At 72.1% G+C, this 23894-nt stretch carries 17 protein-coding genes and 2 pseudogenes; 9 read left to right on the top strand and 10 right to left on the bottom strand.

The window, feature by feature from the left end:
- Window positions 1-151: 151 nt before the first annotated feature.
- Entirely contained in the window at window positions 152-3061 is a 2910-nt protein-coding gene (locus MCAG_RS23560) for a glycoside hydrolase family 9 protein (RefSeq protein WP_007075483.1), read from the bottom strand.
- A gap of 378 nt (window positions 3062-3439) precedes the next feature.
- On the opposite strand from MCAG_RS23560, the gene MCAG_RS23555 reads away from it, so the two are divergent.
- On the top strand, window positions 3440-4186 hold the full coding sequence (locus MCAG_RS23555; protein ID WP_157548190.1) for an LPXTG cell wall anchor domain-containing protein: 747 nt from the start codon (window positions 3440-3442) through the stop codon (window positions 4184-4186).
- A gap of 82 nt (window positions 4187-4268) precedes the next feature.
- Window positions 4269-4661, top strand: a complete 393-nt coding sequence (locus tag MCAG_RS23550; protein ID WP_036377883.1) for a VOC family protein — start codon at window positions 4269-4271, stop codon at window positions 4659-4661.
- A gap of 72 nt (window positions 4662-4733) precedes the next feature.
- Here the strand turns inward: MCAG_RS23550 and MCAG_RS23545 are convergent, their stop codons facing one another.
- Window positions 4734-5804: a GNAT family N-acetyltransferase gene (locus MCAG_RS23545; protein ID WP_036374915.1), complete on the bottom strand. Its 1071-nt coding sequence runs from the start codon at window positions 5802-5804 to the stop codon at window positions 4734-4736.
- A gap of 278 nt (window positions 5805-6082) precedes the next feature.
- A complete protein-coding gene (locus MCAG_RS23540) occupies window positions 6083-6790 on the bottom strand; it encodes an amino acid-binding protein (protein ID WP_036374912.1) in 708 nt (235 codons plus the stop codon).
- Between the two features lie 149 nt (window positions 6791-6939).
- Between MCAG_RS23540 and MCAG_RS29840 the strand changes: the two genes are divergently transcribed.
- Both MCAG_RS29840 and MCAG_RS23530 read left to right on the top strand, forming a co-directional pair.
- A complete protein-coding gene (locus tag MCAG_RS29840; RefSeq protein WP_007075478.1) occupies window positions 6940-8232 on the top strand; it encodes a phosphotransferase family protein in 1293 nt (430 codons plus the stop codon).
- Window positions 8232-9443 (top strand): acyl-CoA dehydrogenase family protein, encoded by a 1212-nt coding sequence (locus MCAG_RS23530; RefSeq protein WP_007075477.1) that lies wholly within the window; start codon window positions 8232-8234, stop codon window positions 9441-9443. The genes MCAG_RS29840 and MCAG_RS23530 overlap by 1 nt, the downstream gene beginning before the upstream one ends.
- Window positions 9444-9485: 42 nt before the next feature.
- Here the strand turns inward: MCAG_RS23530 and MCAG_RS23525 are convergent, their stop codons facing one another.
- The 6 genes and pseudogenes from MCAG_RS23525 to MCAG_RS23500 form a co-directional block, all read right to left on the bottom strand.
- Window positions 9486-10094, bottom strand: a complete 609-nt coding sequence (locus tag MCAG_RS23525; RefSeq protein WP_007075476.1) for a hypothetical protein — start codon at window positions 10092-10094, stop codon at window positions 9486-9488.
- A gap of 179 nt (window positions 10095-10273) precedes the next feature.
- Window positions 10274-11320 (bottom strand): LacI family DNA-binding transcriptional regulator, encoded by a 1047-nt coding sequence (locus MCAG_RS23520; RefSeq protein WP_036374909.1) that lies wholly within the window; start codon window positions 11318-11320, stop codon window positions 10274-10276.
- An 87-nt stretch (window positions 11321-11407) separates the two neighbouring features.
- Window positions 11408-12841 (bottom strand): GH1 family beta-glucosidase, encoded by a 1434-nt coding sequence (locus tag MCAG_RS23515; RefSeq protein ID WP_007075474.1) that lies wholly within the window; start codon window positions 12839-12841, stop codon window positions 11408-11410.
- Complete coding sequence (locus MCAG_RS23510) at window positions 12838-13737, bottom strand: carbohydrate ABC transporter permease (protein WP_007075473.1); 900 nt, start codon at window positions 13735-13737, stop codon at window positions 12838-12840. The genes MCAG_RS23515 and MCAG_RS23510 overlap by 4 nt, the downstream gene beginning before the upstream one ends.
- Before the next feature lie 13 nt (window positions 13738-13750).
- Window positions 13751-14738: pseudogene (locus tag MCAG_RS23505) on the bottom strand (carbohydrate ABC transporter permease).
- A gap of 185 nt (window positions 14739-14923) precedes the next feature.
- On the bottom strand, window positions 14924-16237 hold the full coding sequence (locus MCAG_RS23500) for an ABC transporter substrate-binding protein (RefSeq protein WP_007075471.1): 1314 nt from the start codon (window positions 16235-16237) through the stop codon (window positions 14924-14926).
- Window positions 16238-17398: 1161 nt separating this feature from the next.
- Here MCAG_RS23500 and MCAG_RS23495 point away from each other — a divergent pair.
- Entirely contained in the window at window positions 17399-17995 is a 597-nt protein-coding gene (locus MCAG_RS23495) for a hypothetical protein (RefSeq protein WP_007071253.1), read from the top strand.
- A 248-nt stretch (window positions 17996-18243) separates the two neighbouring features.
- Here MCAG_RS23495 and MCAG_RS23490 read toward each other — a convergent pair whose 3' ends face one another.
- Entirely contained in the window at window positions 18244-18789 is a 546-nt protein-coding gene (locus MCAG_RS23490) for a plasmid pRiA4b ORF-3 family protein (RefSeq protein ID WP_007075470.1), read from the bottom strand.
- A 152-nt stretch (window positions 18790-18941) separates the two neighbouring features.
- Here MCAG_RS23490 and MCAG_RS23485 point away from each other — a divergent pair.
- From MCAG_RS23485 to MCAG_RS23470, 4 genes and pseudogenes are all read left to right on the top strand, one after another.
- A pseudogene (locus tag MCAG_RS23485) lies at window positions 18942-19721 on the top strand (pyrimidine reductase family protein).
- 287 nt (window positions 19722-20008) lie between these two features.
- Complete coding sequence (locus MCAG_RS23480) at window positions 20009-21763, top strand: ATP-binding protein (RefSeq protein ID WP_036377880.1); 1755 nt, start codon at window positions 20009-20011, stop codon at window positions 21761-21763.
- Window positions 21764-21776: 13 nt separating this feature from the next.
- A complete protein-coding gene (locus MCAG_RS23475) occupies window positions 21777-22925 on the top strand; it encodes an exonuclease SbcCD subunit D (protein ID WP_007075467.1) in 1149 nt (382 codons plus the stop codon).
- On the top strand, window positions 22925-23894 hold a 970-nt coding region (locus MCAG_RS23470; protein WP_007075466.1), incomplete at its 3' end, for an AAA family ATPase. The genes MCAG_RS23475 and MCAG_RS23470, both read left to right, overlap by 1 nt.

The raw sequence follows: 23894 nt of genomic DNA, 5'->3' as shown, positions 1-23894 counted from the left end.
GGCCACGTCGACCGGGGGCGGAACTTGCGCGGCTTGCCAGGGCCCACGCCCCGGCTGAACCGCGAGCGCGCCATCCGCGAGCGCGCGCAGAAATCCTGGCCGACCACCGTCCATAGGAGACGGTGACCGGCCAGGACTCAGCAGGACGGCGTCAGCCCAGTGTGCAGGCGGAGCCGTTCAGGGTGAAGGCGGTTGGCTTCGGGTTGGTGCCGGTGTGGGTGCCGTTGAAGCCCAGGGTCGTCGACGCGCCCGGCGCGAGCGCGGCGTTGTAGGGGGCGTTCGACGCGGTCACAGCGGTGCCGGTCTGGGTGAAGTTGGCCGACCAGCCCTGGCCGACCTTCTGGCCCGTGGTCGGGAAGGCGAACGCCAGGCTCCAGCCGTTGAGCGCCGTCGAGCCGGTGTTGGTGATCGTGATGTTCGCGGTGAAGCCGGTGCTCCAGTCGCTGGTCGCGTACGCGACCTTGCAGGACCCGGCGGGGGTCGTCGGGGTGGGGGTGGGGGTGGGCGACCCGGGCAGCGTCCGCACCGAGATGCTGGGGGACGTGACCGACGGGTTCCCGGCGGCGTCCACCGCGACGATGTAGAACGGGTACGAGGTGTCCGGGGTCAGCCCCGTCACCGAGTGGCTGGTGCCGGTGACCGTGGCGACGACGGAATGCAGCGGCCAGGTGACCTTCCAGATCTGGTAGCCGACGACCCCGACGTTGTCGGTCGACGGCGTCCAGGTGAGGGTCACCCCGTTCGAGGTGATGTCGGACGCGGTCAGGTTGCCGGGCGCGGTCGGCCCGGTGGTGTCCGACCCGGTCCCGGCCGGCGTGGCCACGGCGAGCACCGGCGAGGACGGCGAGTCGTTGCCGGCGCCGTCGCGGGCGCGCACCCAGAACCGGTAGTTCCGGGCGGGCGAGAGGTTGGTCAGGGTCAGGCTGTTGGTGGTGGTGCGGTGCAGCATGAGCGCGTCGCTGCCGATCATCTCCTGGGTGATGTCGTAGCCGGCCAGCCCACTGCCCCCGGTGTCGGTGGACGCGGGCCAGGTCAGCGTGACCGAGGTGGGGCTGATCGCGGAGACGACCGGGGTGCCGGGGACGGTGGGCGGGGTGGTGTCCGAGGGGGTCGAGGTCGGCTCCGTACCCCAGACGAGGGTGCTGCCGGCGTACAGCGTCACCTTCTTGTTCGGCCCGGCCGTGGTCTGGTACGACGGGTCGTTGGTCGGGTCCCAGGTGCCGCCCTCCGGCACGCCGATCTTGAACTGCACCTCCATCCGGTGCTGCGACTGTCCGGCCGGGGCGATGGTGTGCCCGGTGCAGTCGACCTCGACGTACCAGATGTCGCCGCTGAGCTGCTTGGCCGCCGACGGCGACGGGCAGCCCTGGGTGTAACCGGGGGTGACCTGGACGGCGGTGCTGCCCTCGGGGCGGAAGTAGTAGCGGAACTTCCCGTTGGTCAGCGCGCGGGCCGGGAACGCCGACTTGTTGTAGACGATCGCCTTGAGCCCGGTGGCCCGGGGCTCGGCCTGCATCACCGTGGTCTCCACGGTCAGCTCGTCGATGTCCGGCTTCTCGATGCCCGGGAAGCCGGCGAGCGGGGTGCCGCCGTACTCGGAGGAGAGCCGGGCCAGCGCGGAGGTGAAGCCGGCGTTGTAGTCGGTGGCGACCTCGTTCATCACGAAGTCGGACCGGCTGTCGGTGTACGCGTCGTTGGCCGAGGACGGGCCGCCGACGAGCGCGCCGAAGAGCACGTGCCGAGTCTCGGTGGGCACCGTCTGGCTGTCCCACCAGGATCCGTGCGCCGTGCGGTGGTGCGGGTTGCGCGGCGCGTTGGCCCCGAACCCGATCTGGTAGCTGGACTTGCGGGGGTTGTCGCCGAGCGCGTAGTTGATCTGCCGGACGGCGAAGTCGTGGTAGCGGGTCTTGCGGGTCGCGTCGGCGGTCTTGTCGCTGTAGACCAGCGCGGCGAACGCGGTGTTGGAGGCGTAGCGCAGCGCGCCCCAGGAGTCGAGCACCGCCATCCCGCCGGGCGAGTACGGTACCCGTTGCCCGTTGACGCCCACGGTCCAGTAGTCCAGCCACCGGTTGGCGTCGTCGACGTACTTCTGCTTGCCGGTCAGGTTGGCCAGCAGCACGTACGCGCCGAACTGCTTGTTGTCCCAGGCGATCGTCCACTTGTAGGAGCGGGTGGTGGACTGCGGCTCGGTGCCGAGCTTGTCGTACTCGCTCTCGGCCTTGGCGAGGTAGCTCGCGTCGCCGGTGGCCCGGTGCAGCCAGATCGCGCCCCAGACCAGCTCGTCCTGCCATCCGCTCCACGACTTGTAGAATTTCGTCGCGTCGGTGATGCACTCGTGGTAGCTCTTGCGCACCGTGTCGGCGAACGTGTAGAGCTGCTTGGCGTGGGTGAGCAGCTTGTCGGCGTAGGCGGCGTCGGTGGGCCGGAACACCATCGACGACGCGGCCATCGCCGCCGCCGTCTCCCCCGCGAGGTCCGCGCCGCCGCAGCTTGAGTCGATCTTGTACGCGGGCCGCACCATCGGCATCACCTCGGCCGGGCCCCACCACTTGTGGTCGTCGTCGCCGTTGCCGACCTGTCCGTAGAGGACGTTCGGCGCGGGGTGCGCCTTGACGAAGTAGTCGTTGACGAAGCGCAGGTTGTTGAGCAGGTGGGTGAGCTGCCCGGAGGCGACGTACCCGTCGCGGTACTCGACCGCCCCCCAGGCGAGCATGGTGGCGCTGAACGCCATCGGGAAGCCGAACTTCACGTGGTCGCCGGCGTCGTACCAGCCGCCGGTGAGGTCCACCCCGACGTCGGAGCCGTCGGTGAGCGCCGAGTCCCCGCGCCAGGAAACCCGGTTCCAGGTCGGCTTCTTCCCGGACTGCTGGGCCTCGTAGAAGAACAGCGACTTCTGCAACGCCTCGGCGTAGTTGAAGGCGGGCGCGGCGGCGACGGGCGCGGCCTGCGGGGCGACGACGCCCACGGCGAGGCCGCTGGCCAGGGCGGCGCCGGCGGCGAGCAGGCGGCGCAGCCAGGGTCGGCCGCGCGGCGACCGGGACGGCCGGTTCGGGTGACGCATCTGCGAACTCCTGACGGCTGGCGCCCGGCGGCCCCGACCGGACGCGGGACGGCGTCGGCTGGGTCGGGGCCGCCGGGGCGGGTGGTGGAGGGTTTCCGAGGAGGCGCGGGAGCGCTCCCATCGATGCCGGACAATGTATCCAGCGGATTGCACACTTGGGAAGACCCCGGTGCCACGAGGCTCGTGCGTCGCGAGAGCCGAAAGCGTTACGCCGACACGCCGCCCGATAGCGACCTTCCCCTCCCCGAGGGAGGGTTAGACACGGTTTCTTCCCAGCTCAGGCTGTTCATCCGATCCCCCGGCAGGGCCCGGTGCGGCGATCATGTGGCGTCCCCTCGGCTCTCCTTCGGAGGAAACCTCATGTCACAGCGTCGGCGCGTGACGCGCGCGGTCCTCACCGCGACCGCCGCCACGGCCTGCCTCGCCCTCGCCACCCCGGCGTGGGCGTCGGCCACCATCGGCCTGAGGCCGGCCCACAAGGACAAGACGGCGTCCTTCTTCGAGCAGAAGTGCGACGACGAGCGCTTCGCGAACCTGCCGGACGACCACGACGGCTGGCACTTCGTGCTGCCCGGCAGGGCGAACGGCGACTTCGAGACGCTGACGCTTACCTTCTCCGACGGCACCGACGACGTCACGGTGAACATCCCGGACAGCTCGGACGCATACCCGGACTTCTTCTACTCCACCGGCGGCAACAACCCCCGGCAGATCCACGCCTACCTCTTCACCCCGGCCGGGTGGACGCTGGTCGACGGGTCCGCCACGATCAGCGGGACCGGGACCGTCTTCAACGTGAGCCACGCCTGCGAGGGCGAAACCCCGACTCCGACGCCGACCCCGACGCCGCCGGTCTCGGAGTCGCCGCAGCCGTCGGAGTCCCCGCAGCCGTCGGAGTCCCCGCAGCCGTCCGAGACCCCGTCGGCGTCCGAGTCGCCCACCCCGTCGGACTCGGCCTCGCCGACGACCTCCGCCTCCCCCTCCGGCGGTACCGGTGGTGGGGACCTGCCGCTGACCGGCGTGGCCGTCACCGGCATGGCGCTCACCGGCGTCGCGCTGATCGGCGGCGGCGTCGCCCTGATGACGCTGCGGCGTCGCCGGGACCGCATCACCTTCACGGGCTAGGTGCAAGGAAGGGCCCCCTGTCAACGCTTTCGGTAGAGCAGGGGGCCCCTCTTAACATCCCGTGCGGCAGTACGGTCACCGGGTGGCAGTGATCGCGCAGGTTTCGCTGGGAGTGTCCGACTGCGAGCGGGCGGGCCGGTTCTGGGCTGCCGCCCTGGGCTACGTGCGTCGGCCACCACGCTATCCGGGCGACGACTGGATCGTGCTCGCACCGCCGCCCGGGGTGCCCGGCACGGCGCTGGCGATGGACCTCAGCGAGAGCCCGGTTGAGCCGTACCCCCGGGTGCACCTGGACCTGAACGCCGGGGGCCGCGACCTTGAGGACGAGGTGGAACGCCTCGTCGGGCTCGGTGCCCGGCGGGTGGACTGGCCGCACTACCCGGCACGGCTCGAACCGGGTGCTTCCCCGTACGTCGTGCTCGCCGACACCGAGGGCAACCGATTCTGCGTCAGCGGCCGGTCGCGTACCCGCTGATCAGACCCGGCCGGGCGACCGGGACCGCACCGAGGGACGCGGCCGGGACCGGGCCGGTGAACGGATGCGCCGTCAGCGGTGGCGGCTTTGGGCCAGCACCACCCCGGCCACGGCGGCGGCGGTCACCGGCACGCTGACGGTGACCAGGGAACCGTCCCGCTCGGTCGCCGTCGGCCGGGCGAGCCGGTGCAGGGTACGCAGCATCGGGGTGTTCTCCGCCTGGACGTGCAGCACCAGGGCCGCGAGGCCGACCCGCTCGGCGTGCCCCATCAGCCGGCGCAGCAGGGCCGTGCCGATCCCCCGCCGCTGCCAGTCGTCCCGCACCAGCAGCGCCACCTCGGCCTCGTCACCTTCGGTGAGCAGGCTCGCCATCGCGACGACGACCGGCTCCGCCGCCCCGCCGGAACCGGTCGTCGTCGCGATGAGGGTCAGGCCCTGGGCCGGCTCCACCAGCCGGCGCAGCCGGGCCGGCGCGGGCGGCGTCGCCCCGCCGAGGTAGCGGCGTTGCAGGGTCCGCGCCGAGCAGCCCTCGTGCAGCTCCAGCACGCCGGTCAGGTCGTCGGCGGTGGCGGGCCGGACGACCGCCTCCGCGCCGTCGGGCAGGAGCAGGGTGACCTGGTCGGCGGTCCGCCGGCTCGCGGTCGCCGCCAGTTCGGCAAGCGCCTGGGCCCGGGCGTACTCCGCCGGGGTGAAGCTCGGCGCGGCCCGGCTCAACTCGTACGACCCGCCGGTGGGGTCGGGCAAGACCATCGTCGTGCCGGTGACGCCGCCCGCGACGGCCGCAGGCCGCCAGGTGACCTCGTCGGCCCCGAGCAGCGTCCGCAGCGCCTCCCCCGCCACGTCGGGGTCACGGACCAGCCGGGTGGCCAGGCCGAGCACCCGGGTGGGCTGGTCGGCGAGGCCACGCGCCTCGCTACGCGCCACCCAGCAGTCGCGGCCCCGGCCCCGCTCCACGGCGGCGATCAGCCCCGCCTCGTCGAGCGTGTCCGGCGCGTCGACAAGGAAATCGTCGACCGCACCGACCTCGGTGGTGTGCACCTGCACGGTGAGGATGTTGACCCCACGCAACGCGAGGCTCGCCGTGAGGACCGACAGGTAGCCCGGCCGGTCGTCCACGGTGGCTCGGATCCGCCAGAGCGCCATGGTTGTCTCCCTTCGCCCGCCTACGACGATGCCGGCCGGCTGTTGCCGGCCCGTTGCCCGGGGGTGACGTCACGGAACCCGTGCGCATGAGCATTGCCACAGGTGGTGACCCATGCCACGCCTGGTCGGCGACGTGGGACAGGACGACAGTGCGACGTGGGACAGAACGACAGTACGGACCCGGCCGCATCGGCCAGGTCCGTACTGGTGCCGCCGGCGCGGGCCCCGCATCGGGATCCAGCTCCGGCCGACGGGCCCCGCACCGAGGCCCGACAATCTCACCCGCCGGCCACCACTGGCGGGGTGCCCACCAGGTCCAGCCGGTCACCGAGGATGACCGCGCTGGCCCGGACCAGCTGGGCGAGCCGGTCCACCTCGGTGGAGTGGAAGGCAGCGGGGCTCAGCGTCTCGGTGTGGTCGCGCGCCACCACCAGCACCAGCCCGGCCCGGCCGAACGGCGCGATGGCGTAGTGGGTGCCGTCGACGGCGGTCATCGCGCGGGCCCGCAGCGGGGTGATCTCGGGCAGCTGCGCTGGGACGGGCACCCGCCAGCTCGCGTGCGCCACGGTGGCGTCCCCACCCCCGCCGCCGGTGCGTGAGGCCCAGTCCAACGGAACCACCGCCGCCACCGACCAGTCCGCCGCGAGCAGCCCCGGCACCGCGTCGACCAGGGTGGCCAGCCCGTCGGCCGGGTTGCCCGCGACCTGGGCCAGCAGCTCGGCGTCCTGCCCGGTGGTGGTCGGCGCGCCGATCGCCCGCCAGACGCCGTCCACCCGTACGCCGGGGATGGCGGCCAGGCCGGCCAGCAGCCGCTCGACCCGGGAGGCGCCCGGCCACACCACGGTGAAGTCGTCGACCGCCCGCCCGCCGAGCCGTTCCAGGACGACGACCTGGACGATGTCTGCACCGGAGACGCCGAGCGTGCGGGCCACCTGGCCGAGGGTGCCGGGGCGGTCCGGCAGGGTCACCCGAACTCTCAGCAACATGATCGTCCCTCCGCTCGGCGGGCCGGCGCAGGGCGGCCGGCAGGCTGGGCACCAGCCTGCCGGTTGACCATTTCGCCCCTGTTGCCGCGCCATGTCCCGGGGGAAAATCCCGCCTTGACAAGGGGGCTGAGCTGCCATCAACTAGTCGGATGACCGATCCGGCCGTCGTCGACCCGCGCACCGGATCCGGTGCGGGCGCGGGTGCCCCGAAGGGTCTGGATCTCGATCGGCTCGCCGCCCACCTGGCCGTGCACCGCCCCGAGCTGGCCGGCGCGCCGCTGCGGGCCCGGCTCATCGCCGGCGGCAAGTCCAACCTGACATACCTGCTCCGCTGCGGCGAGCACGCAACCGGGCGGGCAGGCGGACAGGCAGGCACGCCGGCGCACGGACAGGCAACCGGGCGGGAGGTGGTGTTGCGCCGGCCGCCGCTGGGTCACGTGCTCGCCACCGCGCACGACATGGCCCGGGAGCACCGGATCATCTCGGCGCTCGCCCCCACCGCCGTCCCGGTCCCGGCGGCGCTGCTGCTCTGCACGGACACCGGCGTGATCGGCGCGCCGTTCTACCTGATGGAGAAGGTCGACGGGGAGGTGTTCCGCAGCCGGTCGCAGACCGACGCGCTGACCGCCGGGCAGCGCCGCGACCTGGCCATGACGATGGTGGACACCCTCGCCGACCTGCACGCGGTCGACCCGGCCGCCGTCGGGCTGGCCGACTTCGGCCGCCCCGAGGGTTTCCTCGGCCGGCAGGTCCGGCGCTGGGCCGGCCAGCTCGACCAGTCCCGCAGCCGCCCGCTGCCCGGGATCGACGAGTTGCGCGACGCGCTCGCCGGCTCGGTGCCCGAGGGAGCGAACGCCGGGCGGATCGTGCACGGCGACTACCGGCTGGACAACCTGCTCGCCACGGTCGACACCACCACGGCCACCACGGCCGACGGGGCCGCCCCGGCGACCGGGGCCACCACGACCGCCACCGCCGCCGGGGCCGCCGCCGGGACAACAGCCGCCGGGGCCGACGGGGCCCCCCTCGAGGGGGCGACCGCCGCGGCCGGGCCGGGCGCGGTGTCGGTGCGGGCGGTGCTGGACTGGGAGATGGCCACCCTCGGCGATCCGCTGGCCGACCTCGGGCTCCTGCTGACGTACTGGGACGTGCTCGGCGACAGCGAGGCCGCCGCCGGCAATCCGGTCGCCGACGGGCTCGGCCCGCGCGCCGGCTTCCCCACCGGCGGCGAGCTGATCGAGCGGTACGCCCGCCGCGCCGACGCCGACGTCGGGCCGCTGCACTGGCACGTCGCCCTGGGCTGCTTCAAGCTCGCGGTGATCTGCGAGGGGATCCACTACCGGCACACCCTCGGGCAGACGCTCGGCGGGGGCTTCGACCGGATCGGCGACATGGTCGCGCCGCTGGTCGAACACGGTCTGCGCGCAGTCAGGGAGAAGTGATGGACTTCCAGTTCGACGCCCGTACCGAGAAGCTGCGCGCGCGGCTCGGCACGTTCCTGGAGGAGTGCGTGTACCCGGCGGAGGCGGTGCACGCCGAGCAGATCGCGGCGGCCGGCGACCCCTGGTCCCGCTCGCCCGTGCTGGAGGAACTGAAGGCCGAGGCACGCCGGCGCGGCCTGTGGAACCTCTTCCTCCCCGACACCCGCTACGGCGCCGGGCTGACCAACCTCCAGTACGCGCCGCTGGCGGAGCTGACCGGGCGCAGCCCGCACCTGGCCCCGGAGGCGGTCAACTGCGCCGCCCCGGACACCGGCAACATGGAACTGCTCGCCGAGTTCGGCTCGGAGGCGCAGCGGGACCGGTGGCTCAAGCCGCTGCTGGAGGGGGAGATTCGGTCCGCGTTCTGCATGACCGAGCCGGAGGTGGCCTCCTCCGACGCCACCAACATCGCCACCCGGATCGTCCGTGACGGCGACTCCTACGTCGTCGACGGACGCAAGTGGTGGTCGTCCGGGGCGATGGACCCCCGCTGCGAGATATTCATCGTGATGGGCAAGACCGACCCCGGGGCCGACCGGCACCGCCAGCAGAGCATGGTCCTGGTCCCCCGCGACACCCCGGGGGTGACCGTACGGCGCGGGATGACGGTCTTCGGCTACCGCGACGCCCCACACGGCGGCCACGCGGAGATCGACTTCACGGGTGTTCGGGTGCCGACGGAGAACCTGGTCGGCGCGGAGGGCGCGGGCTTCGCCATCGCGCAGGCCCGCCTCGGCCCGGGGCGTATCCATCACTGCATGCGGCTGGTCGGCATGGCCGAGCGGGCCCTGGAACTGCTCTGCCGCCGGGCCAACCAGCGGATCGCGTTCGGCCGTCCCCTCGCCGAGCAGGGCGTGGTCCGGGAGTGGATCGCCGAGTCCCGGGTCCGGATCGAGCAGGCCCGGCTGCTGGTGCTCAAGACCGCTTGGCTGATGGATACCGTCGGCAACCGGGGCGCGCACAACGAGATCCAGGCCATCAAGATCGCCACCCCGGCGATGGCGGAGTGGGTGATCGACAAGGCCATCCAGGGGTACGGCGGTGCGGGCGTCAGCCAGGACACCCCGCTCGCCGCTCTCTGGGCCCAGGCCCGTACCCTGCGCCTCGCCGACGGCCCGGACGAGGTCCACCGGTCCTCCCTGGCCAAGCGCGAGCTGCGCCGCTGGGCCTGACCAGGCGCACCGGGTCGTCCCCCGGGCCGCGCCGGCGAGGGGTCAGACCGACACCAGGTCGCGCCAGGCGATGTTGTTGTTGTGCCGGACGTTGGTTGGTGTGTCGCTGGTCAGGAACGGCAACGGGTCGTTCGGTGAGTCCCAGACGGCCAGCAGGGAGAAGTGACCGGGGCCGGGCACGGCGGTCCACGTGACCGCCACAGTCGTCACGCCCGGGACGACGGTGACGGTCCGCGAGGTGATCGGCGTCCAGTCCGTCGGCCAGGACAGACCGCCGCCCGGACTCGTCCGGTAGAACCGCAGCACCCCGCTGTCGGTGCCCGACCCGTACGGCCCGGGATTGCGCAGCTTGACGAAGATGTGACTGGTCGTGCCGGCGACCGGGAGCTCGCCGATCGCGCACTCCACCGACGTCGGGCAGACCTTGATGTCGGGGCTGGCCCAGATCGGGGTGCCCGCGTGCGGCTCAAGGCCGATGTCGCCGGCGACATCCTTCATCCAGACGTCGGTGACGGGCGTGCTCCGGTCCGGCTCCGCGGCCGGTCGGGCGGCAACGGCAGTGGCGGTGGCGGTGGCCAGCAGGACGGCCAGGGCCGGGCCGGCGCACAGGGCCAGGGCCACGCGGCGGGCGCGGCTACCGAGGTTTGCCATGACAGCGATCTCCCATCGACAGTGGCGCCGACCCGGAGGACTCCCCGCACCGGCGTGGTCTTGCCTTCAGGAGCCGGTGTGGGGTGCGGAGATACCGGCTGGCGGCACGGGTTTTCCCGGATGACGCCAGGCCGGATCAATCAGACAGCGCGCCTCCCCGTCCGGTCGCGGGAGATCACTCAGGCGGAGGCGCGGCGGACCACGTGGGTGTCGAGGAGGATGTGGTTGGTCGGGATGTCCGCGCCCCGGATGCGGGACACCAGCAGGTGGGCCATCTGCCGGCCCATCTCCTCGACTGGCTGGAAGACGGTGGTCAGCGGCGGCTCGGCCTGCCGGGCCACCGGCGCGTCGTCGAAGCCGATCACCGCCACGTCCTCCGGCACCCGCCGGCCGGCCTCGCGCAGCGTCCGCAACGCGCCGAAGGCCATCAGGTCGGAGGCCACGAAGACCGCGTCGAGGTCCGGGCAGACCTCCAGCAGCCGGCGCATGCAGGCCGCCCCGCTGCCCTCGCTGAAGTCGCCGTACGCGATGAGGTCGGGGTTGAGGCCGGCCCCGGTGGCCTGGACGGCCTCGCGGTAGCCGGTCAACCGGGCCAGGCCGGCGCCCATGTCCTGGGTGCCGGCGATGGTCGCGATGCGCCGCCGCCCACGGGCGAACAGGTACTCCACCGCGTGCCGGGCGCCGCCGACGTTGTCCACGTCGACGTAGTACGCGGGCTGCGCACCCGGCTGGAGCATCCGGGCCGGCCGGCCGCCGAGCACGGTCGGCAGGCCACGCTCCTCCAGCAGGGTGGGCAGCGGGTCGGAGTCGTGCAGCGACAGCAGCAGCACGCCGTCGACGTGCTGGTTGGTCAGGTGGTGCTCGACGCGTTCCCGCTCGACCGGCGACTGGGCCATGGCCAGCCAGAGCTGCATCGGGGTCTCCAGCAGCCCCGAGCTGATCCCCCGGACGATCGCGGCGAAGAACGGCTCGGTGAAGACCCGGTCCCCGGACTCGGAGACGACCAGCGCCACCGAGTCCGTCCGCTGGGTGACCAGTGCCCGGGCGGCGCGGTTCGGCACGTACCCCAGCTCGGCGATGGCCTGTTGCACGGCGGCCCGGGCCTCCGGGCTCACCTGGGGTGAGCCGTTGACCACCCGGGAAACCGTGCCGCGCCCGACGCCGGCACGCGCGGCGACCGCGTCAAGGGTCGGGCGCCCGAGCGACCGGGTGCGCTGCGTTGTCATCGTCTGCTCCTCCGACATGGGCGACCCGGTGCGCCCCGGGTTCGGGGACGGGCACCGGGTCCACCCGTCACTGGCTGGCCGTGTGCCCTATTGTGCGGCCAGACCGTTGCGTCGGATCACCTCGGCGTACCACCTGGCGCTGGCCTTGGGGATGCGGATTTGACTGTCGTAGTCGACGTACACCATGCCGAAACGCTTGGTGTAACCCCAGGCCCACTCGAAATTATCCATCAGCGACCAGGCGAAGTAGCCCCGCAGGGGCACCCCTGCACCGATCGCCGCGTGTGCCGCCCGCAGGTGCGAGTCGAAGTAGGCCAACCGGTCGGCGTCGTCCACCTGACCGTCGACCACGACGTCAACGAACGCCGAACCGTTTTCGGTCACGTAGAGCGGCAGGTCGGTGTACTCCCGATGGACCCGCTCCAGGGTCTCGACGAGCCCGGGGGCGTCGATCTCCCAGTCCATGTCGGTCACCGGGACACCCCGGGTGACGAACCGGACGTCCTCGCTGCCCGGCCAGCAGGTCGGTGCCCGCCAGTACTCCTCCGGCTGCTCTCCCTCGACGGGGGCGGCAACCACGTGCCGGCTGTAGTAGTTGATCCCGACCAGGTCGAGCGGCGTCGAGATGATCTCCAGGTCGTCGTCGCACACGTGCCCGAAGTCCGTCACCGACGCCAGGTCCGCCTGGAGGTCCGTCGGGTACGAACCGCGCAGCACCGGGTCGAGGAAGAACCGGTTGGCCAGCGCGTCGATCCGCCGGGCCGCGTTCGCGTCGGCCGCCGAGTCGGTGGCCGGGGTGACCGGGTAGAGGTTCAGCGTGATGCCGAGTTGGGCCTCCGGGCGGGACGCCCGCAGCGCCTGCACGGCGAGGCCGTGGCCGAGCATCAGGTGGTGCCCGGCCCGGACCGCGGCCGCCCCGTCGGTACGCCCCGGCGCGTGCGCGCCGGAGCCGTACCCGAGGAACGCCGAGCACCACGGCTCGTTGAGCGTGGTCCAGTAGCGCACCCGGTCGCCGAGCGCGTCCGCGACGAGCTGGGTGTAGTCGGCGAACCGGCCGGCGGTGTCCCGAGCCGGCCAGCCGCCGGCGTCCTCCAGCGGCTGCGGCAGGTCCCAGTGGTAGAGGGTCAGCCACGGCTCGATGCCGTGGCCCAGCAGCTCGTCGACCAGCCGCCGGTAGAAGTCCAGACCCTCGGCGTTGGCCGCGCCGGAGCCACCCGGCTGCACGCGCGGCCAGGACACCGAGAACCGGTAGGACTTCAGGCCCAGCTCCGCCATGAGGCGCACGTCGTCGGGCATCCGGTGGAAGTGGTCGCAGGCCACGTCGCCGGTGTGCCCGCCGACGGTCCGTCCCTCGGTGTGGCTGAAGGTGTCCCAGATCGACCGGGTGCGGCCGCCCTCCGTGGCCGCGCCCTCGATCTGGTACGCCGCGGTCGCGGCACCCCACAGGAAGCCGGGTGGGAAGGTCAGGTCCGTGCCCTGGTCGAGGACGCCGACGGCGGGCGGACGGCTCGGATCGCTCACGACTTGACGGCACCTTCCATGATCCCGCCGATGATCTGGCGGCCGAACAGGACAAACACGACGAACAGCGGGAGCGTGGCGACCAGCGTGCCCGCGAAGATCTGCGAGTTGTCGGCGAAGTACGCCGTGTTGAGGCTGCGCAGCGAGATCTGCACGGTCGGGTTGGCAGGGTCGGCGAGCACCACGAAGGGCCAGAAGAACTGGTTCCACTGCTCCATGAAGGTGAGCAGGCCCAGCACCGCCGCCGCCGGCCGCAGCGCGGGCACGACGACGTGCCAGTAGACGCGCCAGGTGGAGCAGCCGTCCACCCGGGCCGCCTCGATCAGCTCGTTGGGCACGGCCTGTTCGGCGTACTGGCGCATCATGAAGATGCCGAAGCCGCCGATGAGGAACGGCACCGTGACCGACGGCATGGTGTTCAGCCATTCGAGCTTGGCCATCAGGATGTACAACGGCAGCACGCCGAGTTGGATCGGGACCATCATCGAGGCGAGAATGATCAGCAGCATCGCGTTCTTGCCACGGAAGCGCAGCTTGGCGAAGGCGAAACCGGCCAGGGAGCCGAAGAAGACGGTGGCGATGGTGATCGTCCCGGAGACCAGGAACGAGTTCATCAGCCCCTTGACGATGTTGGCGTCGCCGTTCTCCAGCACCCGCTGAATGTTCTCGCCGAGCTTGCCGCCAGGCAGGAACGGCGGCGGCCAGGAGTTGGCCGCGTCGTTCGTCCGGGACGCAATGACGATCATCCAGTAGAACGGGAACAGCGAGAGGATCACGCCGAAAACCAGCCCGACCCAGGTCAGCGGGGTCGCCTTCCAGAGCCGGTCGGCCTTGTGGGCATCGCGCGGCGGCCTCCCGGCCGGGCGCGCAGGTGGACGGAGCGTCGTGGTCGTCATCTGGGCGCAACCCTCACTTGTCGGAACTGATGCGGCGGGCGAGCAGATAGTTCACCAGCGACACCAGCGCGATGAGCAGGAACAGCACGAGGGCCACCGCGCCGGCGTACCCCCAGCGGAACCGCGTGTTCATCACGTCGAGCAGGTACATGGTGATGGTCTGGAACTGCCCCTCGGAACCGCCGGAGATCGCCCCCGCGCCGCTGGTGAACATCAGCGGCTCGGTGAAGAGCTGGAGCCCGCCGATGGTCGAGACGATCAGCGTGAAGATGATCGTCGGGCGGAGTTGCGGAATGGTGATGGACCAGAACTGCCGACGTCGGGAGGCGCCGTCCAGCGCCGCCGCCTCGTACATGTCCTTGCTGATCGACTGCATGGCGGCCAGGTAAATCAGGGCGTTGTAGCCGACCCACCGCCAGTCGACCATGGTGGAGATGGCGAACCAGGAGGCGTAACGGTTCGCCCGCCAGTCGATCGGGTCGAGGTCGATCTTTTTCGAGCGCCCAGTTGGCGAGGCTGAACTCCTTGGCGTAGATCATCGAGAAGATCAGCGCGACCACGGCGGTGGAGGTGATGATCGGCATCGCGATGGCCATCCGGAAGAAGGTCTGCGCCCGCAGCTTCCGGTTCAGGGCATTGGCCAGCACCAGTGCCAGCATCAGCTGCGGCACGGTGGAGAGCAGGAAGATGCCGAACGTGTTGACGACCGCGTTCCAGAACTGCGGGTCGTTGGTCAGCAGCTCGACGAAGTTGTCCAGGCCGACGAAGCTGATCGTGGCGTTCAGCGGCGACCGGTCGGTGAGCGCGATCCAGACGGTGTAGATGATCGGGTACGCGCTGAAGACCGCGAAGATTACGAAGAAGGGCAGGACGTACAGGTACGGGGAGAACTTCAGGTCCAGCCGGGTGAAAGAGGCCGGGCGACGGTGCACGGCACGGGCGGGGCGGGCGGGGTCACCGCCTCCGCCGGGGGGCGCTGCGGTGTGGAGGTCCAGGCTCATCGACGGTCCTTCTCGTCGGTCGGCGCGACCCGTCCGCGTGGGCTACGCCGGGGGATTACCGGCCTTCCGCGTGGACGCGCCGGGGGGTAACCGGCCCGGCCGCGCGGGCGGCGCCGGGGCTTACCGGGCACCGCGGGTGGCGCCGACAGTCGCCTGTCGACGCCACCCGTGGTCGGTTCGGCCGGTCACTTACCGGCGGCCTCGCCGTTCTTCAGCGCTGCCTGCCACTGCTCGGCGGCGGGCTTGCCCTGCTCGACGGCCCGCAGGGTGTTCTCCACGGCGGTGCGGACCGCCTGGTTCTTCGGGCCGAGGTAGACCGGCTTCAGCTCGCTCGCACCGGCGGCGAAGATCTTGCCGACCGGGGCGTTGGTGAAGTACTCGTTGGTCGAGTCGGCGACGGCCGGGTCGGCCAGGGCCTGCGGCGACGAGGGCAGGTTGCCGACCTTCTTGAACGCCTCGATCTGGCCCTTGGCGCTGGTCAGGAACTTCACCAGCTCGGCGGCCTCCTTGGCGTGCTTGCTGGACTTCGGCACGGCCAGGAAGGAACCGCCCCAGTTGCCGCCGTTGCCGGGGGCCTTCGCGACGTCCCACTTGCCGGCCGCCGCGTCACCGGCCTGGCCCTTGATGACACCGGTCATCCAGGCGGGGCAGGCGATGGTGGCGAAGGTGCCGTTCTTGAAGCCGGCGTTCCACTCGTTCGAGAACGACTGGAGGTTGTTCGACAGGCCGGCGGCGATCATCTTGGTGGCGAGGTCGTACGCGGTCCGCACGTCCGGGTTCTCGCCGATGACCAGCTTGTTGCTCTTGTCGTAGTAGGTGTAGCCGGTGCCGTTGCCCGCGGTCTGCATCAGCACGACGTTGTAGAAGTTGGTCGCCGAGTCGACGAACTTGTGCTTCTTGTCGGCGGCGACGAACTTCTGGCCGGCGGCGATGAACTGGTCCCACGTCGGCCAGAGCGCGCCGACCTCTTCGCGGTCCGTCGGCAGGCCGGCGGCCTTGAACAGGTCACTGCGGTAGCACAGCGCCATCGAGCCGACGTCGGTGCCGAGGCCGAGGACCGTCCCGTCCGGGGTGGTGCCCTGCTCCCACTTCCACGGCAGGAAGTTGCTCTTGAGGTCGTTCGCGCCGTGGTCGGCCAGGTTCACGAACTTGCCGGCCTGGCCGTAGAACTGGACGATCGTGCCCTCCTCGAGGGCCACCACGTCACCGGCGCCGGCGCCGGCGGTGATCTGCTGGGTGAGGCGGGTGTTGTAGTCACCGAGGCCGAGGCCCTTGCCCCGCTCCTGGATCTTGATATTCGGGTGCTCCGACTCGAACTGCTTGTAGAGCTCGTCGTAGCCGAAGCCCTGGTCGCCGAAGACGTCGACGACGAGGGTGATCGGGCCGTCGCTGCTGTTCGAGTCCGAGTCGTCACTGCCGCAGGCGGAAGTAGTAGCGATCATCGCGACGGACGCGAGCGCGATGGCCGCGAGCCGCCGGCGACGGATTGGGACGCTCATCCGAGACCCCTCTTTCGGTGGTGAGGCTGTGTCATGTGGTGGGGGTGCTGTGCAGGCGCTCACGGCCGACGGCCAAAGCCCACGGTCGACGCCCGGCGGGGTGACGGAAAGAGATCCGCAACACAGGCCGGGAGCGCTCCCATGAGACTGGAGGAGAGTCCCGAAGGTGTCAATAACCCAATGGGAGCGTTCCCAGATCGTTACCGCCGTGTGTCGGACCGTCGCTTCAGGCCGCTCAATGAGGCATTGCGGTGACACAGCGGCATCACGTCACCCCCGACCGCACCCTGTCCGCGACATCGCGGCGTCCCGCTGGCGACGCACGCGCGGAGGCGTCGACTTCGCTGGCAGCTCACGGGTGGAGGCGTCGACTTCGCTGGCCGCGCGCCGGCACGGACGGCCGCGCTCGACTCACGGCCGGCTGCCGCCCGGCACGGTGGCGGCCGCCTCTCGACTTTCGGCCGGCTGCGCCCCGACACGGAGCGGCCGCGTCTCGACCTTCAGCCGACTGCCTCCCGGCACGGGGCGGCCGCGTCTCGACTCCGGCCGGCTGGGTCCCGCCGGCACCGGCGACCCCATCTCCGATCCGCGGCCCGCTGCGGCATGTCGGCGACATGGGGGCGTCCCGCGCGTCGGATACCCCCATCTGGCCGACATAAAGCCGATCATCCGACGGATCGGGCGTTATATCCGATTCGGGGGCTGGGTGGGCGTGGCCGTAGACGCCCCCGCCCGACCGGCCCCCCGGGCCCCCGGGGGTGACCGCCGGCACCCCGACCGTGGAATGACGGCCCGGCCGGGGTCGTTACACCTGACAGACGATCGAGCAGAACCCCGCTCCACCGCCCCTTTCGCGGAAACGGGCACCCGGTGACCACCCCCGGGCGGGGAGCCACCCCGGTGGAATGCGCACCGGCCGACGGTCGTCACACCGCGACCGGCCACCACCAGCCACCCCTGGCAGACCGGCCCCCTCTCCACTGCGCTCCCCGCGACTTTCCCCGCTCCGCCCCCGCTCCGCCCCCGCTCTGCTCGCCGCGACTTTCCCGCTTCAGGCCTGTTTCCCCGCTTCAGGCTTGCCTGCCGTTGTTCGGGCGCCTCGACGTGGTGCACACACCCACCCCCCCAGGTAGGTGTCGACCCCCGATTGGAGTCACCCCCATGAACACGACGATCCTGCGCAACAGCATCCTCGGCATCGCCGGCCTCGCCTTCGCCGGTGGCCTCGCCGCCGGCCCCCTGCACCACACCGACACCACCACCGCCGACACCCGCCCCGTCGCCGCCATCCAGACCGACAAGGCAAACACCGTGGACACCACCAAACTCATCCCCCACGGCGTACAGGGCACCCAGTCCCACATCAACCTCAACACCGAACAGACCGCCAACGTCAAGGCCATCATCGCCGCCACGAAGAAGACCGGCCTCGACGAACGAGCCGCCGTGATCTCCATCGCCACCGCCCTGCAGGAATCGAAGCTGGAGAACCTCGGCCACCTCGGCGACCGCAACGACCACGACTCCCTCGGCCTGTTCCAGCAACGCCCCTCCAGCGGCTGGGGCACCCCCGAACAGATCACCAACCCCGAATACGCCACCACCGCGTTCCTCAAGGGCCTGCGACAGGTCGACGGCTGGCAGAACATGCCCCTGACCGACGCCGCCCAGACCGTCCAGGTCTCGGCCTACCCCGACGCATACGCCCAATGGGAACAGCAGGCCGCCGACCTCGTCACCCAGCACTGGAACAACTGACCCACACACCCACACGCACACAGGCACAGGCACAGGCACCGACACACCACCGGCCGGGCCCCCACACACAGGGGACCCGGCCGGCCGGCGCCCCGGACCCGACCAGACACCCCCGACCCGACGCACGCGGCACCCCCGACCCGAACCCCGCCCCGGTGCACCCCGCCAGCGAGGCGTTAACAAGGGGCCCTTCCTATACCAGAAGCGTTAACAAGGGACCCTTCCTTGCGCTGCTCCCCGGCTGGGTGTCAGCAGAGGTGGCGGAGGAGGGTGGCGGCGCGGGCCGAGTCGAAGGCGTCCGGGTCGTACCCGTCGCCGGCCCAGTCCCGCAGCCTCCGGTGCTCGGGGTGCTCCGGGTCGGCGAGCGCCGCCAGCAGCACCTGGTGCCCGGCCGGGCCGCCGACGTCCTCCGGTGGGCAGGCCCGCTCGCCGGCCTGGCAGGTCGGGTACCGCTCGTCCGGGTCGGCGGTGAAGGCGTCCTCGACCAGGAGGTCGTGCTCCCACCAGTCGCCGAAGTCGTAGGTGTAGTGGAAGCGGCTGCCCTTGCCGAGCACCGCGTCCAGCCGGACGTCCAGCTCGTCGCGCACGGTCAGCTCCCCGTCCGGGTCGGGCTGGCCGTACTGCGTGCCGTCGATTTCGAACGAGTGCAGGTGGCAGTCGCGCCAGCCCATCGCGTGCTGCACGACGCGGTGCAGCCGGTCCAGCGTGTACCCGGCGGGGACCAGCACCCGCCGCCAGACCGGGGGGTGGACCCCGACGAGGGACACCTTCAGCTGGAAGATCTGACGTGGCATGTGCTGCCCCCTCCCTCCACAACATAGGCTGCCGGCATGATCTGCCGAGCCTGCCGGGAACGGCGGCACGACGAATGTCCGGGCCGGAAGTGGTGCGACTGCCAGCACCGTACCCCCGAACCGACCCCTCCGGTCACGGGTCCGGCCGGCGAATGAGCGCCGAGGTTCCGATTTCCCGTCTCTGGCCGGCCCCGTCGGCCGGACTGGACGACGCGGAGCTGACCGCGCTGTACGGCCGGGCGGACCGGCCCCACCTGCGGGTGAACTTCGTGACCAGCGTCGACGGCGCGGTCTCGCTCGACGGCTACTCCGCCGGGCTGTCCGGTGAGCCGGACAAGCGGGTCTTCGGCCTGCTGCGGATGCTTTGCGACGGGCTGCTGGTGGCCGCCGGGACGCTGCGGCACGAGGGGTACCGCGCGGTGCGGCTCGACGCGCCACGTCGGGCCTGGCGGCGCGAGCACGGGCTGGCCGAGTATCCGACCCTGGTGGTGGTCTCCGGCTCGCTGGACCTGGATCCGGCGCAGGCGGCCTTCGCCGACGCGCCGGTGCGGCCGGTGGTGCTCACCCACGCCGCGGCCGAGGCGCCACCGCGCCTGGCCGAGGTGGCCGAGCTGGTGCGCTGCGGAGCCGACCGGGTGGATCTCGCCGCCGGGCTCGCGAGTTGCGCCGGCGCGGCCTTCGGGCAGGTGCTCTGCGAGGGCGGCCGCACCTTGTTCGGCGCGTTCACCGGCCGCCGACTTGGTCAACGAGGTCTGCCTCCACGTCGCTCGCTGCTTCGCGGGGGTGGCCCCCGGGGCGGATCGCCGCGGGGCCCGCCGGCGGGAGGGGAGCTGTCGCTGCGGCACGTGCTGGCCGCCGGTGGCGCGCTGCTGCTCCGCTACGCCCGCGACGCCGCTGCCCCGGCCCCGGCCCCGCCGACCGCCAGTTCCTAGGCGGGGCGACAGCGCGGGGCGGGCCGTCGCCGTAGGTCACGCAGCAGCTCGATGGATGCCGGTGTCGCTGTCGTGCCGAGCAACCGCTTTCTGTCATGCCGGCGGCGAGAACTTTCCCGAAACCGTACGCGTTCGGAAGAACGCGGCCAGTGATGCCGGGCGGGCGGCGGCGTAACGTCCGCCGCGTCGCGTGGCAACCTGTCACATCCCTCGGGCAGGATGCTCCTCGTGTGCCGTGACCGAGACGACCAGCTGACGGGAGCGGGCCGATGAACGAGCGCCTGCCGATCACCGACGACGGGTCCGAAGGCCCCGGCGAGGGGGTCGGTCGCGTGCTCGGCACCGCCGACGCCACCCCGCTGACGTTCTGGACGGCCGTGGCCCCCGGCAGCTATCTGCAGCTCGACGACGTGGTGGTGACCCGGCGAGAAATGCCCGACCGGGAGCCGGTGACCATCGCCGGGGTGGTCACCCAGGTGCGGGCTCGGCACGAGGGGGCCCAGTTCGACTCGGACGTCTTCGCCATCGCCGACGGCACCCTGCCGGCGATGGTGCAGGAGGCCGCCGAGATCACCACGACCCGGGTCGACCCGGAGGTCTACGTCCCGCCGACGCCGGGGGCGGTGGTGCACCGCGCCGAGGGCGACGCGCGGGCCCGGGCGCTGCACTTCGACCGGATGGAACGGCGGATCCCGATGGGGATGGGCCGCGACGGGGTGCCGGTCTACCTAAACGCCGACTTCCTCGACGGCACCCGGGGCGCGCACGTCTCCATCTCCGGCATCTCCGGGGTGGCCACCAAGACCAGCTTCGCCACGTTCCTGCTCTACTCGGTCTTCCGCTCCGGCGTGCTCGGCGGCGACGCGGTCAACGCCAAGGCGCTGATCTTCAACGTCAAGGGCGAGGACCTGCTGTTCCTCGACCACCCCAACACCCGCCTCGACGACGCCACCCGCGCCGGCTACGCCAAGCTCGGGCTGAGCGCCGGGGCGTTTCCCGACGTGCGGGTGTACGCCCCACCCCGGGTCGGCGACTCCTCCGGCACCCCCGACGTGAGCAGCCGGCTGACCGGGGTGGACAGCTTCTACTGGACGCTGAGCGAGTTCTGCGCCGACCGCCTCCTGCCGTACGTCTTCGCCGACGCCGACGACGAACGCCAGCAGTACACGATGGTCGTCCACTCGGTCGCCGCCCACCTGGCCCGCTACGCCCAGCCCGCCGACGGCGGGGTGAGCGTCGACGGGGTACGCCTCGGGTCGTACACCGACCTGGTCGACCACATCGTCGAGCAGCTCAACGACGACGAGACCCGCGGCGACTGGGCGGGCAGCGCCGTCGGGCTGGGCACGGTCAACGCGTTCGCCCGGCGGCTGATCGGCAGCAAGAAGGACCTGGCCCGGCTGATCCGGGGCGACCTGGCCACCCGCCGCCCGCACTCGATCAACACCAGCGAGTCCGCGCAGGTGACCGTGGTCGACCTGCACAACCTGCCCGACCGGGCGCAGCGGTTCGTGGTCGGCGTGACGCTCAAGAGCGAGTTCGAGCGCAAGGAGAAGGCGGGCACGGCCAAGCCGCTGCTCTTCGTCGTCCTCGACGAGCTGAACAAGTACGCCCCCCGGGAGGGCTCCTCCCCCATCAAGGAGGTGCTGCTCGACATCGCCGAGCGGGGCCGCTCGCTCGGGGTGATCCTGGTCGGCGCGCAGCAGACGGCGAGCGAGGTGGAACGGCGGATCGTCACCAACTCGGCGATCCGGGTGGTCGGCCGGCTCGACCCGGCCGAGGCGTCCCGCCCGGAGTACGGCTTCCTGCCGCCGGCCCAGCGCCAGCGGGCACTGCTGGCCAAGCCGGGCACGATGTTCGTCAACCAGCCGGACATTCCGGTCCCACTCTGCCTGGAGTTTCCCTTCCCGGCGTGGGCCACCCGGGTCTCCGAGGCCGGCCGGGCGCCCTCGGAGACGCTACGGTCGATCACCGGGGCGGCCGACCCGTTCGCGGTGGTCGGCTCCGGCGGCGGCACGAGCGACGACGACATCCCGTTCTAGGGGGCACCGGGCCATGAAGATCCTGCACACCTCGGACTGGCACGTCGGCAAGGTGCTCAAGGGGCAGTCCCGGGCCGAGGAACACAAGCAGGTCCTCGCCGGGGTGATCGATGTCGCCCGCGCCGAGCAACCCGACCTGGTGATCGTCGCCGGCGACCTGTACGACACGGCCGCGCCCACCCCGGAGGCGACCCGGCTGGTCACCCGGGCGCTGACCGCGCTGCGTCGCACCGGCGCCGACGTGGTGGCCATCGGCGGCAACCACGACAACGGCCAGGCCCTCGACGCGCTGCGGCCGTGGGCCGAGGCCGCCGGCATCACCCTGCGCGGCGGCGTGCGGGACAACCCGGACGAGCACGTCATCGACGGCACGACGGCCGGCGGAGAGCGGTGGCGGGTTGCCGCGCTGCCGTTTCTGTCCCAGCGGTACGCCGTGCGGGCCGTCGAGATGTACGAGCTGACCGCCGCCGAGGCCACCCAGACGTACGCCGACCACCTGGGCCGGGTGCTCGGCCGGCTCACCGAGGGCTTCGCCGAGCCCGACCGGGTGCATTTGGTCACCGCCCACCTCACCGTGGTCGGGGCGGCCACCGGCGGCGGCGAGCGGGACGCGCACACCGTCCTCGGGTACGCCGTGCCGGCGACGGTGTTCCCGGGCACCGCGCACTACGTGGCGCTGGGCCACCTGCACCGCTCGCAGCGGGTCTCCGGCCCCTGCCCGATCCGGTACAGCGGCAGCCCCCTCGCCGTGGACTTCGGCGAGCAGGAGAACGTCCCGTCGGTGACGATCGTCGAGGTGACCGCGACCAGCGCGGCGCGCATCCGGGAGGTGCCGGTGCCGGCGGCGGTGCCGCTGCGCACGGTGCGGGGCACCCTGGACCAGCTCGCCGAGATCGCCCCGCCGGACGGCTGGCTGCGGGTGTTCGTCCGGGAGCAGCCCCGGGCCGGGCTGCGCGAACAGGTGCAGGAGCTGCTACCCCGGGCCCTGGAGATCCGGATCGACCCGGAGATGGTGCCGGCCCCCGGCAGCGGCGCCCGCACCGCCCAGCGGGCCGGCCGCTCCCCCCGGGAGCTGTTCGCCGACTATCTCGACAGCCGGGGGCACGGCGACTCCGACGTCCGGGAGTTGTTCGACGAACTCCTCGAGGAGGTGGACCGCTGATGCGCCCGATGCGGCTGGACATGGCGGGCTTCACCGTCTTCCGCGACGAGACCACCGTCGACTTCACCGACGCCGACTTCTTCGCCCTCGTCGGCCCGACCGGCTCCGGCAAGTCGACGGTGCTGGACGCCATCTGCTTCGCCCTCTACGGCACGGTACCCCGCTGGGGCGGGACGCGGGGGCTGGGCAACGCGCTCGCCCCGTCCGCCACCGAGGCGCGGGTCCGGCTGGTCTTCGAGTCCGCCGGGGACCGCTACGTGGCGACCCGGGTGGTCCGCCGCGACGGCCGGGGCAACGTCAAGACCGCCAACGCCGGGTTGCAGCTCATGCCGGCCGGGTTCGACGTGACCAAGCTGGACACCGGGCTCAGCCCGGAGGACCTGGGCGAGGTGGTCGCCGGCACCCCGGCCGAGATGGACCGGGCCGTGCTGGAGGCGGTTGGGCTGCCGTACGAGCAGTTCACCAGTTGCGTGGTGCTGCCGCAGGGGCAGTTCGCCGACTTCCTGCACGCCCGGCCCGCCACCCGGCAGCAGATCCTGGTGAACCTGCTCGGCCTCGGCGTCTACGAGGAGGTGCAGCGGCGGGCCACCGAGCGGGCCGGGCAGGCCGAGGCGAAGCTGGAGGCGGTCGACCGGATGCTCGGCGGGCTCGCCGACGTCGACGACGCGGCGCTGGCCGAGGCGCAGGCCGACATCGGGCGGGCGCACGAGCTGGCGGAGACGGTCGCGGCGGCCGTACCGGAGCGGGATCGGGCCCGGGCGGCGGCGCGGGACGCGCACGCGGCGCTGGCCGCCCTCGACGCCGAGCTGGCCGTGCTCGACGCGGTGCGCGCGCCGGCCGGGGTGGCCGAGGTGGCCCGGGTCGTGGCCGACGCGCGGGCAGAGCAGGCCGAGGCGGCGGGCGCGGTGACGCTGGCCGAGGCGCGCGAGGAGAAGCTGCGCGGTGAGCTGGCCGGCGCGGGCGACGAGA

The organism is Micromonospora sp. ATCC 39149, from assembly GCF_000158815.1.
In the GTDB taxonomy this organism is placed as follows: Bacteria; Actinomycetota; Actinomycetes; order Mycobacteriales; family Micromonosporaceae; genus Micromonospora.
The sequence above is the reverse complement of the archived record's forward strand: the minus strand, read 5'-3'. Positions and strand labels throughout refer to the sequence as shown.

Excerpts from the sequence above, each read along its gene's own strand:
- MCAG_RS23560 (WP_007075483.1), bottom strand. The coding sequence starts at position 3,061 with ATGCGTCACCCGAACCGGCCGTCCCGGTCGCCGCGCGGCCGACCCTGG.
- MCAG_RS23545 (WP_036374915.1), bottom strand. The coding sequence starts at position 5,804 with ATGGCGCTCTGGCGGATCCGAGCCACCGTGGACGACCGGCCGGGCTAC.
- MCAG_RS23540 (WP_036374912.1), bottom strand. The coding sequence starts at position 6,790 with ATGTTGCTGAGAGTTCGGGTGACCCTGCCGGACCGCCCCGGCACCCTC.
- MCAG_RS29840 (WP_007075478.1), top strand. The coding sequence starts at position 6,940 with ATGACCGATCCGGCCGTCGTCGACCCGCGCACCGGATCCGGTGCGGGC.
- MCAG_RS23530 (WP_007075477.1), top strand. The coding sequence starts at position 8,232 with ATGGACTTCCAGTTCGACGCCCGTACCGAGAAGCTGCGCGCGCGGCTC.
- MCAG_RS23525 (WP_007075476.1), bottom strand. The coding sequence starts at position 10,094 with ATGGCAAACCTCGGTAGCCGCGCCCGCCGCGTGGCCCTGGCCCTGTGC.
- MCAG_RS23520 (WP_036374909.1), bottom strand. The coding sequence starts at position 11,320 with ATGACAACGCAGCGCACCCGGTCGCTCGGGCGCCCGACCCTTGACGCG.
- MCAG_RS23510 (WP_007075473.1), bottom strand. The coding sequence starts at position 13,737 with ATGACGACCACGACGCTCCGTCCACCTGCGCGCCCGGCCGGGAGGCCG.
- MCAG_RS23500 (WP_007075471.1), bottom strand. The coding sequence starts at position 16,237 with ATGAGCGTCCCAATCCGTCGCCGGCGGCTCGCGGCCATCGCGCTCGCG.
- MCAG_RS23495 (WP_007071253.1), top strand. The coding sequence starts at position 17,399 with ATGAACACGACGATCCTGCGCAACAGCATCCTCGGCATCGCCGGCCTC.
- MCAG_RS23490 (WP_007075470.1), bottom strand. The coding sequence starts at position 18,789 with ATGCCACGTCAGATCTTCCAGCTGAAGGTGTCCCTCGTCGGGGTCCAC.
- MCAG_RS23475 (WP_007075467.1), top strand. The coding sequence starts at position 21,777 with ATGAAGATCCTGCACACCTCGGACTGGCACGTCGGCAAGGTGCTCAAG.